Source organism: Aurantiacibacter luteus (assembly GCF_001010945.1).
GTDB classification, from domain to species: Bacteria; Pseudomonadota; Alphaproteobacteria; order Sphingomonadales; family Sphingomonadaceae; genus Alteraurantiacibacter; species Alteraurantiacibacter luteus.
The window spans coordinates 39301-52996 of record NZ_LBHB01000004.1 but is presented as its reverse complement, the minus strand read 5'-3'; the positions used below and the strand labels follow the sequence as shown (position 1 = coordinate 52996).

Here is a 13696-nt window from a genome sequence, read left to right as displayed (position 1 = left end):
AGCGGTAATCCCCCGCCTATTGCGCGTCGGGCTCGACCGCCGCCGGCTCCGGCGCGGTCGCGGGCTCGGGTGCGGGCTCCGGCGCAGGCTGGACCGTCGCCACGGGAGCCGGGGCGGGAACGGCGCGCGGGGGCGCAGGGCGCGGGGCTGCCGGCGCGCGCGCGGCGGGCTGCGGCGCGCTGGCGGCGGGCGTAGCTGTCGCAGGCGCGGGAGCGGGCGCGCTGGCGGGACTGCCCACGCTGAAGCCGCGGGTGGTTCGCGTGGGCTGGCGGGCCAGCAGCGCGGCCGCGTTGACCGGCACGTCGGTCACCGTTTCCTGCTCGTAACTGAGCTTGGCCACGGGCTCTCCGCCCACGGTGATCGCCAGCACCTGCGGGCGGCCGGTTATGACCATCGGGTTGTCGGCGTCGGCAGGCACCTGGTAGGTGTCGCCCGGTTGCAGCACCGTCTCGCTCAGCACCCGGCCCTGCGCGTCGTAGAAACGCACCCAGGCCTCCTGCTCGGCGGTGAAGACGACCGGACCGCTCGCGGCGCCTGCCGCCTGCCCTGCGCCCTGCTGCCCCTGCGCCAGCGCCCGCTGCCGGGCCGCCTCCGCCGCCTCGCGCTGCTCACGCTCCTCGCGCGCCTGCTGCTCGGTCAGCGAGGGCACCTCGGCGGCGGGCGAGAACAGCACGCGCGCGGCGAAGAAGATGCCGACGAGCAGCAGCACCACCGCGAACAGCGAGAACCACACGAGCTTGCCGCCGGGCGTGCGCGCGGGGTCGCCGGGCTCGAAGCTGCCCTGCTGCGCCTTCAGTGCCTGCCCGTCCCACGTGCGCTCCGCCCCCATCTCGGCGCGGACCATCGCGGCGACATCGCTCTGGTTGAGACCGACGGTGCGGGCATAGGTCTTGGCAAAGCCGATGGCGTAGGTCTTGCCTGCCAGCGCCTCGAACTCGCCCGCCTCGAGGTGTTCGAGATGGCGGCGCGAGATGCGCGTTTCGGCGGCGACCTGGTCGAGCGTCAGCCCCTTGCCCTCGCGCGCGGCGCGCAGCTGCGGGCCAACGCCCACGGGCGCGGCGGGCGCCGTGTCTTCGGCAGGCACTTCGGTTTCGTCGGACATCGTGGCTCCAGCGGTGGGGGCAGCTGGGATCGGTTGCGCAACCCTCTTGGCGCCTTAATGAAAAGCAGGCCGGGGCCAAGTCAAGCGATTGCGCAGGCAAAAAGGCGGCTATTCCACCTCGATGTCGCGCTCGGCAGCCCAGGCCAGCATGGTTTCGCGCAGGTTTTCAGGCGGATGGGCCAGCCAATCGCGCATGGCCTCGGCAATCTCGCGCGTGTCCACCCGGCGCACCAGTTCCTTGATCTGGCCGACCGCGGTGGGCGTGATCGACAAACGGCGGATGCCGAGCCCGATCAGCGCCAGCGCCTCCAGCCGCCGCCCGCCCATCTCGCCGCAGACGCCCAGGCTCACGGGGTGGCCGACGCAGGCGTGGACCACGCGGGCGAGGAAGCGCAGGATCGACGGGCTGAGCCAGTCGTACCGCTCCGCCAGCGCCGGATTGGCCCGGTCGGCGGCGAACAGGAACTGCGTCAGGTCGTTGGTGCCGATGGAGATGAAGCGCACGTGCGGCAACAGCAGGTCGAGCGTCTCGGCCAGCGAGGGCACTTCCAGCATGACGCCGTAGTTGATGGCCGTGGGGATCTGGTGCTTCTGCTTCTTCAGCCAGGCGAGCTGCTGGTCGAACACGTCCTTGGCGGCGTGGAATTCCCACGGTTCGGACACCATCGGAAACATCACGTTGAGCTCGCGCCCGGCCGCGCCTTCGAGCAGCGCGCGCGCCTGCACCTTCATCAGCCCCTCGCGCTGCAGCGCCAGGCGTAGCGCGCGCCAACCCATCGCCGGGTTCTCGTCCTCTCGCGCGGTCTCGTTGGAAAGGTAGGGCAGCGACTTGTCGCCACCGATGTCGACCGTGCGGAAGATGACCTTCCTGCCCCGCGCGGCGTCGATCACGTCGCGGTAGAGCCGCGTCTGGCGCTCGCGCTGCGGCAGGGCGGCGGAGACGAGGAACTGGAATTCCGTGCGGTAGAGGCCGATGCCGTCGGCCCCGGTCATGGCCAGCATGGCGACATCGTCGCGCAGGCCGGCGTTCATCATAACCTCGATCCGCTCGCCGTCGCGGGTGAAGGGCTCCACGTCGCGCAGCTTGGCGTAGGCGGCCTGCTGTTCGCGCTTGCGGGCGAACCGGGTCTCGAAGGCTGAAAGCACGCCCTGCCCCGGACGCAGCGTGACCTTGCCCGCATCGCCGTCGACCAGCACCTGGTCGCCTTCGCGCACGAGGCCGCGCAGGTTGCGCAGGCGGCCGACCAGCGGCACACCCATCGCCCGTGCCACGATCACCACGTGGGCCGTCAGCGCGCCTTCCTCCAGCACCACCCCCTTCAGCCGCCGCTTGTCGTATTCGAGCAGTTCCGCGGGGCCGAGGTTCTTGGCGATGAGGACCGTGTCCTTCGTCAGCCCCTTCTGGGCCGCGGTGCCCAGCTGACCGGAAACGATGCGGATCAGGCGGTTGGCGAGGTCCTCCAGGTCGTGCATCCGGTCCGCCAGCAGCGGGTCCGAAATCTGCCGCATCCGCATCCGCGTGCGCTGCTGCACGCGCTCGATGGCGGCCTCCGCGGTCAGGCCGGAATCGATCGCCTCGTTGATCCGGCGGCTCCACCCCTCGTCGTAGGCGAACATCTTGTAGGTCTCGAGCACCTGCTCGTGCTCGCCGCCAACCCCGAACTCGGCCTGGCCCATCATCGCGTCGATCTGCTCGCGCATCCGGTCGAAGGCTAGGTAGACGCGTTGGCGCTCGGCCTCGGTGTCCTCGGCCACGGTCTGCTCGATCTGCACGCGCGGCTGATGGAACACCGCCTCCCCGATGGCGAGACCGCTGACCAGCTTGAGGCCCTCGAGCACGTCCTGCTCGGTGCGCGCGGCGGCGAGGCCCGCGCTTTCCTCGTCCACCAGCCCGGCGTTGTGGATCAGTTCGGCCAGCACCATCGCCACGGTCTGCAGCGCCTCGATCTCCACGTCCTCGTAGCGGCGCGGCTCGATGTGCTGGACGTTGAGCACGCCGATCGCCCGCTCGCGCCGGACGATGGGCACGCCGGCGAAGGAGTGGAACTTCTCCTCGCCCGTTTCGGGGCGATACTGGAATTCTGGGTGCGCCGCCGCCTCGTCGAGGTTCAGCGTCTCGATGTTCTGGGCGATGGTGCCCGTCAGCCCCTCGCCCACGCCAAGGCGGGTGACATGGACCGCTTCCTGGTTCAGCCCGCGCGTGGCGAACAGTTCCAGCATCCCGTCGCGCAGCAGGTAGATCGAGCACACCTCGCTCGAAAGCGATTCGCCGATCGTTTCCACCACCTGGTTGAGCTTGGCCTGCGCATTGGTGCGCGAGGCCATGATCTCGTGCAGGCCGGTGAGGATGGTGCGGGCGGAGGAGGCGGCGGTCATGGACCACCGCCTATAGCACGAAGGCCCGATTTCAAAACGGCGTCAGATATGCGCCAGCTCTTCCTTGATCCGCAGCTTCTGCTTCTTGAGGAGCTGGATGATCGCACTGTCGGGCGAAGGCCGGTTCATCTCGTCCCTGAGCCTTCTGTCGAGCCCTTCATGCTTCTGATGGAGGGCGCTGACGTGCGAGGTTACCATATGCTCGTCTCCTTCTCGGTTGGCCGGATGGTCCGGCCGGTCTGGCGACCCGGCGGCGACTCGCATGAGCGGCGAGTTGCCGCGCGATTGTCATCAAACCACAACAATCCTAATTGTCCAAACAGCCATGCGACGAAGCGCACCAAGGGATGCGACGCGCCGCTTGCGACAACGACGAAACGGGGCGGGAAAGAGCCGGAGTGAACGAAGAGGACATGGCAAAGCGGCTCGCCGCGCTGAGGAGCGAGCACCGCGATCTCGACACCGCCATCGCCGCGCTGGTCGAGAGCGGTGGGCCGGACCAGTTGCAGGTCGCCCGGCTGAAGAAGCGCAAGCTGCTGCTGAAGGACCAGATCGCCTTCTTCGAGGATCACCTGACGCCAGACATCATTGCCTGAGCAGGCTCGGCGCATCGGGTCCTTTTTCGTGCGAGCGTGGGACAGCCGCATTTAGTTGCGGACTTTCGCAAGTGCGCCACTGGCGCACCGGACGGTAGCGGGCTAGCCCGGTCTGCAATCATGTCCGCCACTGCCACCATCACTCCCGCGATCGTCGAAGCACTTTACGAACAGGCCCTGTGCCTTGCCGAGGAAGCGCGCCTCGTGTTTGACGACGAGCGCGATGGACGCGATAGCCGCCTTGCTCTGCGCGCCACGCCCGCAGAAGCCGATCGGCGCGTGGTGCTGGGCACGGAAGCGCTGCGCACCACCACCCGCATGATGCACGCGCTCGCCTGGTTGCTCAATCACCGGGCCTATTTCGCGGGCGAGATGAGCGAGTTCCAGCTGCGCCGCTTCGGCCGCCTGCCGCCGCCACAACCCGAAAGCGACCCGGCGGACCTGCTGCTGCTCGATACACGGGCCCGCGACGTGGTCGACCGCTCGCGCCGCTTCTACGCCCGCGTCGCCCGCCTCGACAGCGCCTGGCGCGCGCATTTCGCGATGCAACCAGCCGCGGTGCACAGGCTGAGAGAGAGGCTGGGGGCGGCGTTCGGGTGATGAGGCATTAGGCATCAGGGGAAGTTGGCCACGGGCTCACTCACCCCCACTGCCTCCTGCCTCCTGCCTACTGCCTACTGCCTACTGCCTACTGCCTGACCATCCCCAGCGCCGCGTCCCACCGCGCCAGCCTTCGGGCGCGAAGGCTCTCGTCCATCGCCGGTTCGAACGTCCGCCCGGAGCCGAGCATAGCGGTCGCCGCATCCGCCAGCGCCGGGTGCATCCCGCAGCCCACCGCCGCCAGCATCGCCGCGCCGAGCGCCGTCGTTTCCACGAAGTCGGGGCGCGTCACCGCTATGCCGAGAATGTCAGCGACATCCTGCGCCATCCAGTCGTTGGCCGCCATGCCGCCATCGATCCGCAGCGCGGTCCAGGCCGTGCCGTCGTCGGCAAAGGCGGTGGCAAGATCGCGGGTCTGGTGCGCCATCGCCTCGAGCGCGGCGCGGGCGATGTGGGCGCGGGTGCTGTCGAAGCCGAGCCCGGCGATGATCCCGCGTGCCTCCGGCTGCCACCACGGCGCGCCGAGGCCCGACAGCGCGGGCACGATCGTCACCCCGCCGCTGTCCGGCACGCTGCGGGCAAGCACTTCGGACTGCGCTGCATCGTCGAGCAAGCCCAGAGTGTCGCGCAAATACTTGATGAGGCTGCCGGCGACGAAGACGGATCCTTCCAGTGCAAAGGTCCGCGTCCCCGCCACCTGGCACAGCACTGTGCCGAGCAGCCGGTGCTCCGAGCGCGGCGGGCGCGTGCCGGTGTTCGCCAGCACGAAGGCCCCGGTGCCGTATGTCGCCTTGGTGTCGCCGGCCGCGAGGCAGCCCTGCCCTATCGTCGCCGCCTGCTGGTCCCCTGCCATGCCGCAGATGGGAATGGGCGCACCCAGCAAGTCGGCGCAGCCGAGCGTACCGGCGCAATCCACGATGGTCGGCAGCGCGGCGCGCGGAACGCCGAACAGGGCGAGCATGTCCTCGTCCCAGTCCCCGCCCTCCAGCGCCATGAGCAAGGTGCGGCTGGCGTTACTGGCATCGCTCACGTGGCTCCTGCCGCCGGTCAGCTTCCACGCGAGCCAGCTCTCGACGGTGCCGAAGGCCAGCGTGCCCGCCTGCGCCGCCACGCGCACTTCGGCGACGTTGTCCAGCATCCAGCACATCTTGGTGGCGGAGAAATAGGGGTCGAGCAGCAGCCCGGTCTTTGCGCGCACCGCATCCTCGTGGCCCTGCTCCTTCAGCTCGGCGCAGAAATCCGCCGTGCGCCGGTCCTGCCAAACGATGGCGCGGCACAGCGGCTCGCCGGTCGCCTTGTCCCAGGCCACCACCGTCTCGCGCTGGTTGGTGATGCCGATGGCGGCGATCCGCTCCGGCCCGCCGGCCTGCGCCACCATCGCCTGCGCGCAGGCGAGCGTGCGCTCCCAGATCTCGCCCGCGTCGTGCTCGACCCAGCCGCTGTGTGAATAGTGCTGGGCCAGTTCTTCCTGCGCCGTGCCGTGCAGGGCCCCGCGTGCATCGAACAGCATCGCGCGGGTCGAGGTCGTCCCCTCGTCCAGCACCAGCAACAGGCCCTCGGTCATTGGCAATCCCCTCTCGCACCGCCATATGCGCGATGATGGCGGTTCCACCAAGACCCTGGCCCACCGGTACGGCCGAGCAGCTCGAGCCGCTGGTGGTGCGCGTGCTGGCACCCAACGCCTCGCCCTTCACCTATACCGGCACGCAGACCTATCTCGTGGGAACGGACGATCTGGCGGTGATCGACCCCGGCCCGGACGATGCCGCGCACCTCGCCGCGCTGGAGGCGGCCATCGCCGGTCGCAGGGTCGCCGCCATCATGTGCACGCATACCCACCGCGACCACTCGCCCGCCGCCGCGCCGCTCGCCGCCATGACGGGTGCACCGGTGGTCGGCTGCGCGCCGCTGCGCTTCCCGGGTGATAATTCCGGCGTGGAGGCGGCCTTCGACCAGGACTACGAGCCCGACCGCGTGCTGCTCGACGGCGAGGCCATGACCGGCACCGGCTGGACCCTGACGGCGATCTCCACGCCCGGCCACATCTCCAACCACCTGTGCTTCGCGCTGGAGGAGACGGGCGCGGTCTTCACCGGCGACCACGTGATGGGCTGGTCCACCAGCGTCATCGTGCCGCCCGACGGCGACATGGGCGACTACGTGGCCAGCCTGCAAAGGCTCTACGCCCGCGAGCAGGACCGCATCTACTACCCCGCGCACGGCCCCGCGGTCACCAATCCGCACCAGCTGGTGCGCGGCACTATCGGCCATCGCCGCGCACGCGAGGGACAGGTCCAGCGCCTGCTGGGCGAGGAGCCGCGCGCGCTGGAGGCGCTGATCCCGGCGATGTACGCGGGCGTCGACAAGCGCCTGTGGCCTGCCGCGCAGATGAGCGTGCTCGCCCACCTCATCGATCTGGAACGCCGCGGCCTCGTCGCTCGTTCGGGGGACACATGGCGCGCCTTGGCATAGACTACACCCGATCCCGCTTCGCCGATCAGCAGACAGGACTTCGCGAATGACCGACCAGCCCACCAGCCTTGCAGGCCTCGACCTGCGCGAGGAGATCGACCGCCTGCGCATGGAGCGCAACGCGGTGATCCTGGCGCACTACTACCAGAAGCCTGAGTTGCAGGACCTTGCCGATTTCGTCGGCGACTCGCTGGAGCTGTCGAAGAAGGCGGCGGAGACCGATGCCGACGTCATCGCCTTCTGCGGCGTCAAGTTCATGGCCGATACCGCCAAGATCCTCTCGCCGGAGAAAATCGTCGTGCTGCCGGACATGGAGGCCGGCTGTTCGCTGGAGGACTCCTGCCCGCCCGAAAAGTTCGCCGCCTTTCGCGAGCGCCATCCTGATCACATCGCGCTGACGTACATCAACTGCTCGACCGAGGTGAAGGCGCTGAGCGATGTCATCGTCACCAGCTCCAGCGCGGAGACGATCCTGTCGCAGATCCCGGAGGACCAGAAGATCATCTTCGGGCCGGACCGGCACCTCGGCGGCTATCTCAACCGCAAGTTCGGGCGCGACATGCTGCTGTGGCCGGGCGTGTGCATCGTGCATGAAGCCTTCAGCGAGCGCGAACTGCTCAAGCTCAAGGCCGAACATCCCGAAGCGCCCATCGCCGCGCACCCTGAATGTCCGCCGCACATCATCGACCACGCCGATTACGTCGGCTCGACGAGCGGTATCCTGAATTTCGCCAAGACCTTTCCCGGTGATACCCTGATCGTCGCGACCGAGCCGCACATCATCCACCAGATGGAAAAGGCCCTGCCGGAAAAGATCTTCCTCGGCGCGCCCGGCGCGGACGGCAACTGCAACTGCAACATCTGCCCCTACATGGCGCTCAACAACCTGGAGAAGCTATACCTGTGTCTGCGCGACCTGGAACCGCGCATCGAGATCGAGGAAGGCCTGCGCCTGAAGGCCCGCGCCAGCCTCGACCGGATGCTGGAAATGGCGGCGGGCACCATCGGCAAGGGCGACCTCGGGCGGGTCTAGCTGCTAGCGTTCCAGCCGCTCGCTCAGCATGTGCGGAGTAGCCATGCCGAACGCGAGCGCGGCGGCGAGCGGCAATGCGAGATGGCCGGTCAGCACGAGCGCGGCGATTGCGGCAGCGCCCAGCACGGCGAGCGCGGTGGTCGGGCCTTGCGCTGCCAGCACCGCGCGCCAGCCGTGGCGGCGGACCTGCGCCTGTTGCATCGGCAAGGCGTGACCGGCGAGGAAGGCGAAGCCGACGGCGAGGACGGGGTGCAGCAACGCCGTTGCGGCGAGGACGGACCACAGCAGCGGATCGCGCCAGCGCTTGCCGAGCGCCCAGGCGGCGAGCAGCAGGCCCGCGCCGCCCAGTATCGCGAGGCCGGTCATCCAGACGCCGGGTATCGGCATGCCGAGAACGGCGGCGAAGATCGCTTCGGTCCGCCCCGTCTGCCACAGTGCCGAGCCGCCGACCGCGCTCAGCGCAAAGGCCACTTGCCGCGCGCGCGTGCCGCCGGTGGAGCGGGCGAAGTGCCACGCCGATAGCAACAGGAACAGCGTCAATCCGGCAAGCGGCGCGGCGACGAAGAGGGCTGCCACGGCGAGGCCCGCAACCACGTAGCCCGCCGCGCCGATGACGTTCCACGGCCGGATCGTACCGCCCTGCTCGTCGCCCGCGCCATGGGCGGTTCCGGCAAGGAAGAATGCGAGGCCAAGCGCGATGGCCGCGCCCCCGCCCGCCAGCTGCGCGGCCACGGCGGCGAGCAGGATAAACGGCAAGACGGCCCGCCCCACGGGGACGGGCCGTCTCGCGATGGCTGGCGATGCAGCCGTCATGGGCTCTAGTCGCCGCGGGCTGAGGCCACCTGGCTGCCGAGCGGCGAGGTCTCCAGCGCCTCGGCGGCGGGGACGTAGCCTTCCAGCGCGCTGCGACGCAGGACGTAGCGGCTCAGGATGATGCCGTAGACCAGCTTGGTCGTGATGTCGGCGATCGAATAGAGCAGCTGGCGCACGACCACGAGGTCGCCCGTCTGGCCCAGCTGCGGCAGGGCGTAGGCGATGGGGTAGATGCCCCAGGTGGCGAGGAAGTACCACCAGATGTTCTTCGGCCAGGCGACGAGCTGCGGCGGCGAGTTCTTGACCGCGGCGGAGATCACGCCGCGCACCTCGATCAGCATCCAGACGAAGAAGATCGTCGAGATCACGCCCCAGATGTTCAGCCGGGTGAAGTCGCCCGTCTCGCCGAACTGGCCGTAAAGGCCGGTCCAGATCATAAGCACGGCGGGGATCGACATGCGGAAGGCGCGCTTGTGCAGGTCGGGCCGCGACAGCGCGAAGGCGATGGGCAACTGCGTCAGCAGGATCGGCACGGTGATCGTCCAGTTGCCGTAGCGGAAGGCGTTGGTGAACACGTTGCCTTCGGCAAGCGGCTGGAACATCGCGCCGTCGAAGGCGAAGCTCGCCTCCCACAGGCTGAACTCGCGCATCAGGTTGAGGCCCGCGCTCGCCATGACGATGGCCGACATCACCGGCACCACGCGATAGCGCGGAGCCAGCTGGAAGCTCGAGAGCACGAAGTAGATGATGAACGCGAAGCACGCGCCGTAGCTGACCATCAGGATCAGCGATCCCATGGTGTACTGGCCGCTGGTAAGCGGCACGAGGTTCTCGATGTTGCCGACCATCGAGGCCGCCACATCGGTTACGGTATTGGAGGGAGCCATGCCCTGTTTCCTTTCATGACTGCATCTCCACCGCCGTGTCGTGACCGCAAGGGAAGAGCGAGTCGGTAAATCCGCTTCGCGCTCGATGCGTTCCCGCAAAACCGGTGCACGGTACAAAGTCCGTAGTGGCGAACGCTCTTGCATACGGACCGAAGCGCAGGCCCGGAACCGCCTCGCCCGCGCCGATGTTGTGGCGTGATGACCAACCATTCGACATTGTCCTCGTGAGTTCCGCCACCGCAGCGCGCGGGCCTTTCCTGGGTCACCTCGGCTGGCTCTCTCATCGCGTAATCGCGAGCTACTGGTCGCTGCCCTTGCTCGGCGTGCTGGCGGCGATCCCGGCGGCGGTGGGGCTTCTCGCAATCGACCGCGCGGGCCTGGGCGCATGGATGCTCGCGCACGAACTCGACCCGGTCGCCACGGCCGATACGGCGAAAGATCTGATCGCGGTCGCCGTGGGGGTGAACGCCGCCTTCATCACGCTCTATTTCTCGCTCACGCTGCTGGTGCTGACGGTGGCCAGCAGCAACCTGGGCGTGCGGCTGGTCGACCGCTGGCTGGACAAGCGGCTGGTGCGCGTTTCGCTTGCCGGGCTCAGCTTCACGCTGATCTTCTCGCTGGCCGCGCTGGCCGCCATCGATGCGGAGGCCGACAAGCCCGACCTGCCGGTTTCGCTCGTCGCGGCGGTGATCGCCCTGCAGGCGGTCAACGTCATCATGCTGACCGTCGCGCTGCACGACCTCGGCCGCACGATCTTCGTCGATCGCGCGATCAAGCAGCTCGGCGCAGACCTGTCCGAACCGTCGCACCACATCGTTGCCGGCCCGGACGAGGACCGGGACTTCGCGCTCACCGTGGCGGCGCCGCGCGAAGGTTATATCGAAGGCAACGATCTTGCTGCGCTGCGCCGCTGCCTCGGCCCCGATGCGGGCCGCGTGCGGATCTGCGCCGCGCCGGGCCAGCACGTTCTGAAAGGCGAGCCGATCCTGCTGATCGAGCACGATACAGGGAAGGTCGGCGACCACGGGAAATTGTGCAACGCCGTGCCCATCGGCGGCTTCCGCAGCGACGGTCAGGGCGCGGTGTTTCGCGTGCGGCTGCTGGTCGAGATTGCCGCCCGGGCGCTCTCGCCTGCGATCAACGATTTCTACACCGCCATCGCCTGCGCCGATCGCCTGACCGCCGCGCTGGTCGGCCAGCGTTCGACATGGATCGATTGCGGCGAAATGCCGCTCAACGCGGACGACCCGGAGTTTGAATTGCCCGGTCAGGACCTGCGCGGCCTGTTCGACGACCCGCTCAGCGCCTTTCGCCAGTCGGCCTGCAAGTACCCCTCGGTCGCCATCCGCATGATCGACAACTACGCCCGCGCCGCACGGATAGTGCGGGCCGAGGGGTTGTCCGGCGAACTGCACGCCTTCCTGCGCGATCACGCCGGTTCGCTGGCCGATCATGCCGCGTTGCAGGCCACCTTCGCCGGGGATCGCGAGGACATTCGCGCTGCCTTCACGCGGGGCTTCCCCCCGGCCTGACGATCTTTCGGAAACCGCGCCACCCTTCGCACGTTGGGGCGGCGGAGGACGCGAGCGCAATGCCAACCGAGATCAAGTACTTCTGGGCGCGGCTGAACGCCAACTACTGGTTCTGGCCGGCGCTCTTCTCTGTCACGGGCGCGCTGCTTGCCTTCGGGATGATCTGGCTCGACCGCAACGGTTTTGCCGAGTTCCTGAACGACATCGGCTGGCTGGTGCCCGCCCGACCGAGCGGCGCTTCGAACATGCTCGGCGTCATGGCCGCGAGCATGATCGGGGTCGCCTCCACCGTGTTCTCCATCACCATCGCCGCGGTCGCCTATGCCAGCGGCAATTACGGCCCGCGGCTGCTGACGAACTTCATGGAGGACCGCGGCAACCAGCTGAGCCTTGCCACCTTCATCGGCAGCTTCGTCTACGCCCTGGTCGTCATGCGCAGCGTGCGGACGGAGAACGAGACGGCCTCGAGCGTGGCCGATGCCGCTGCCACCACCCTGCCCGGCTTCACCCCGCAACTGTCGCTGCTGGTCGCCTACGTGCTGATGGCGCTGTGCGTCGCGGTGCTGGTCTACTTCCTCAACCACATCCCCTCCTCGATCCGCATCAACAAGGTGCTCGAAGGCATCGGGGAGCGATTGCTGGAAGCGGTGCGCGATACCTATCCGGTCGAGGATTCGCTGCGCGACGCGGTGCGGCCGCATTGCGAAGGCAAGGACCTGGGAAGCTGGGGCACAGGCTATGTCCAGCTGATCGATTTCGACGACCTCGAAAAACTCGCACGAGAGCACGACGCTACCTTTTCGCTGACTGTGCGAACCGGCGATTTCGTCCACCGCGACCTGCCGCTGATGCGGGTGTCGGGTGTCGATCCGAAGGACATCGAGGACGAGGTGCGCCGCTGCTACACGCTGGGCCCCACGCGCACGCCCGAACAGGACCCGCAGTTCCTGATCGACGAGCTGGTGGAGATCGGCCTGCGCGCCCTCTCGCCCGGCATCAACGATCCCTTCACCGCCATCACCGCGCTGCACTGGCTGGGCGCGGCGACCGCCGAGATCGGACGCCGCGATCTGAGGAAGGACCTGTGCGGCAACGGCGCCGAGGATTGCCCGGTGATCCCCTGTCCCGACGATTTCTCGCACTTCATCGAACGCGGTTTCGGTTCGCTTCGCAGCGGGGTGGCGACCAGCCCCAATGCCGCCGTGGTGATGCTGGAAACAATCGAGAACGCCGCGCGGCCCATCCAGCATCCGGGCCGCGTGACGATGCTGCGCCAAGAGGCGGAAAAGCTGATCGAGCAGGCGCGCCTCGTCCTCTCGGGGCCCGATCTGGAGACGGTCGAAGCGCGCTATTCCGCCTTCGACGAGGCCATGCCGGTCAGGGGCGTGCGCGTGGCCTAGGCGGCGGGGCAACCACACGGGCCAGCACCAGCGCGCTGCCGACCATCGCGATGCCGAGATAGTCGAGCGGTACCAGCGTTTCGCCAAAGGCCCACCAGCCGACCAGCGCCGCCACTGCGGGCTGGGTCAGCAGGGCGATGCCGATGACCAGTGCGGGGAAATGCCGCAGCGCATAGACCAGCAGCCCCTGCCCCACGATCTGGCTGCCCAGTGCCAGCAGGATGAGCGGCGTCCAGTCGCCCGGCACGATGCGCTCGCCCAGCGCCAGCGCGGTGACGAGCAGCACGGCGGCGCTCGAAAGCCCGGACAGTGCCAGCAGGCTCCAGCTGCCGAGCCCCTGCCGCGCATCCTGCAGGATCAGCAGGTATCCGGCATAGAGCACACCTGCGAGCAGGCAGAACAGGTCGCCGACGAAGTTGGACTGGTCGATCTCCAGCGAGCGGCCGAGCAGGATCGCGCTGCCGCCGAGCGCGGCGAGGATGGCGGGCCATTCGCGTCCCCCCGGCAGGGTCCGCAATGCGACGAAGCCCCAGACCATCAGGATGAGGCTGCCCGAGTTGCCGAACAGCACGGAGTTGGCGAGCCGCGTCTGGCCGATGCCGATGTGCCAGCTGGCGATGTCGAAGCCGAACAGTGCACCGCCCAGCAATACCGCGAGCGTGGTGCGCCTGCTCACGCCCGCCAGCCTCTGGCTGTTCGCCAACGCGAGCAAGGCGAGGAAAGGCAGCGCCAGCGCCACCCGCCAGAAGCCCGCCGCCACCGGCCCGGTATCCGACAGGCGCACCAGCCACGGCCCCAGCGCCAGCGCCACGTTGCCGCCCAGCAGGGCCGCCATCGGCAGGATCCGGTCGCGAAAGGCAAGGCGCTGGGTGCTCACGGCGCAAG

Annotated in this window: 13 protein-coding genes; 6 read left to right on the top strand and 7 right to left on the bottom strand. The window is 68.6% G+C overall.

Features of this window, described 5'->3' with window-relative positions; genetic code table 11:
* Window positions 1-16: 16 nt before the first annotated feature.
* The 3 genes from AAW00_RS13030 to AAW00_RS13020 form a co-directional block, all read right to left on the bottom strand.
* A complete protein-coding gene (locus AAW00_RS13030) occupies window positions 17-1102 on the bottom strand; it encodes a helix-turn-helix domain-containing protein (RefSeq protein ID WP_052761949.1) in 1086 nt (361 codons plus the stop codon).
* 108 nt (window positions 1103-1210) lie between these two features.
* Window positions 1211-3478 carry a phosphoenolpyruvate--protein phosphotransferase gene (ptsP, locus tag AAW00_RS13025; RefSeq protein WP_047004881.1) on the bottom strand — a complete coding sequence of 756 codons (2268 nt, stop codon included), beginning with the start codon at window positions 3476-3478 and terminating at the stop codon, window positions 1211-1213.
* A 42-nt stretch (window positions 3479-3520) separates the two neighbouring features.
* Window positions 3521-3676, bottom strand: coding sequence for a YdcH family protein (locus AAW00_RS13020; RefSeq protein ID WP_082125103.1), 156 nt, complete (start codon window positions 3674-3676; stop codon window positions 3521-3523).
* Window positions 3677-3876: 200 nt separating this feature from the next.
* Here AAW00_RS13020 and AAW00_RS13015 point away from each other — a divergent pair, with 200 nt between their 5' ends.
* Together AAW00_RS13015 and AAW00_RS13010 are read left to right on the top strand one after the other, a co-directional pair.
* Window positions 3877-4074: a YdcH family protein gene (locus AAW00_RS13015; protein ID WP_047004879.1), complete on the top strand. Its 198-nt coding sequence runs from the start codon at window positions 3877-3879 to the stop codon at window positions 4072-4074.
* Window positions 4075-4194: 120 nt separating this feature from the next.
* Window positions 4195-4674, top strand: coding sequence for a DUF1465 family protein (locus AAW00_RS13010; RefSeq protein ID WP_047004878.1), 480 nt, complete (start codon window positions 4195-4197; stop codon window positions 4672-4674).
* An 88-nt stretch (window positions 4675-4762) separates the two neighbouring features.
* On the opposite strand, the gene glpK is transcribed toward AAW00_RS13010, so the two are convergent.
* A complete protein-coding gene (glpK, locus tag AAW00_RS13005) occupies window positions 4763-6238 on the bottom strand; it encodes a glycerol kinase GlpK (protein WP_047004877.1) in 1476 nt (491 codons plus the stop codon).
* A 32-nt stretch (window positions 6239-6270) separates the two neighbouring features.
* Here glpK and AAW00_RS13000 point away from each other — a divergent pair, with 32 nt between their 5' ends.
* Together AAW00_RS13000 and nadA are read left to right on the top strand one after the other, a co-directional pair.
* Window positions 6271-7146, top strand: a complete 876-nt coding sequence (locus tag AAW00_RS13000; protein WP_047004876.1) for an MBL fold metallo-hydrolase — start codon at window positions 6271-6273, stop codon at window positions 7144-7146.
* 46 nt (window positions 7147-7192) lie between these two features.
* On the top strand, window positions 7193-8179 hold the full coding sequence (nadA, locus tag AAW00_RS12995) for a quinolinate synthase NadA (RefSeq protein WP_047004875.1): 987 nt from the start codon (window positions 7193-7195) through the stop codon (window positions 8177-8179).
* Window positions 8180-8182: 3 nt separating this feature from the next.
* On the opposite strand, the gene AAW00_RS12990 is transcribed toward nadA, so the two are convergent.
* Both AAW00_RS12990 and AAW00_RS12985 read right to left on the bottom strand, forming a co-directional pair.
* The gene (locus tag AAW00_RS12990; protein ID WP_162199436.1) at window positions 8183-8950 is read right to left on the bottom strand and encodes a Brp/Blh family beta-carotene 15,15'-dioxygenase; all 768 of its coding nucleotides are present in this window, start codon (window positions 8948-8950) and stop codon (window positions 8183-8185) included.
* Between the two features lie 47 nt (window positions 8951-8997).
* Window positions 8998-9879, bottom strand: a complete 882-nt coding sequence (locus AAW00_RS12985; RefSeq protein ID WP_047004873.1) for a bacteriorhodopsin — start codon at window positions 9877-9879, stop codon at window positions 8998-9000.
* A gap of 224 nt (window positions 9880-10103) precedes the next feature.
* Between AAW00_RS12985 and AAW00_RS12980 the strand changes: the two genes are divergently transcribed.
* Both AAW00_RS12980 and AAW00_RS12975 read left to right on the top strand, forming a co-directional pair.
* The gene (locus AAW00_RS12980) at window positions 10104-11411 is read left to right on the top strand and encodes a DUF2254 family protein (protein WP_162199435.1); all 1308 of its coding nucleotides are present in this window, start codon (window positions 10104-10106) and stop codon (window positions 11409-11411) included.
* Between the two features lie 59 nt (window positions 11412-11470).
* On the top strand, window positions 11471-12811 hold the full coding sequence (locus AAW00_RS12975; RefSeq protein ID WP_047004871.1) for a DUF2254 domain-containing protein: 1341 nt from the start codon (window positions 11471-11473) through the stop codon (window positions 12809-12811).
* Here the strand turns inward: AAW00_RS12975 and AAW00_RS12970 are convergent.
* Window positions 12789-13688, bottom strand: a complete 900-nt coding sequence (locus AAW00_RS12970; protein WP_241461741.1) for a DMT family transporter — start codon at window positions 13686-13688, stop codon at window positions 12789-12791. The two genes, AAW00_RS12975 and AAW00_RS12970, sit on opposite strands and share 23 nt — an antisense overlap.
* Between the last annotated feature and the right edge of the window lie 8 nt (window positions 13689-13696).

Coding starts and splice junctions, on each gene's coding strand:
- AAW00_RS13030 (WP_052761949.1), bottom strand. CDS start 1,102: ATGTCCGACGAAACCGAAGTGCCTGCCGAAGACACGGCGCCCGCCGCG.
- ptsP (WP_047004881.1), bottom strand. CDS start 3,478: ATGACCGCCGCCTCCTCCGCCCGCACCATCCTCACCGGCCTGCACGAG.
- AAW00_RS13020 (WP_082125103.1), bottom strand. CDS start 3,676: ATGGTAACCTCGCACGTCAGCGCCCTCCATCAGAAGCATGAAGGGCTC.
- AAW00_RS13010 (WP_047004878.1), top strand. CDS start 4,195: ATGTCCGCCACTGCCACCATCACTCCCGCGATCGTCGAAGCACTTTAC.
- glpK (WP_047004877.1), bottom strand. CDS start 6,238: ATGACCGAGGGCCTGTTGCTGGTGCTGGACGAGGGGACGACCTCGACC.
- AAW00_RS13000 (WP_047004876.1), top strand. CDS start 6,271: ATGATGGCGGTTCCACCAAGACCCTGGCCCACCGGTACGGCCGAGCAG.
- nadA (WP_047004875.1), top strand. CDS start 7,193: ATGACCGACCAGCCCACCAGCCTTGCAGGCCTCGACCTGCGCGAGGAG.
- AAW00_RS12985 (WP_047004873.1), bottom strand. CDS start 9,879: ATGGCTCCCTCCAATACCGTAACCGATGTGGCGGCCTCGATGGTCGGC.
- AAW00_RS12975 (WP_047004871.1), top strand. CDS start 11,471: ATGCCAACCGAGATCAAGTACTTCTGGGCGCGGCTGAACGCCAACTAC.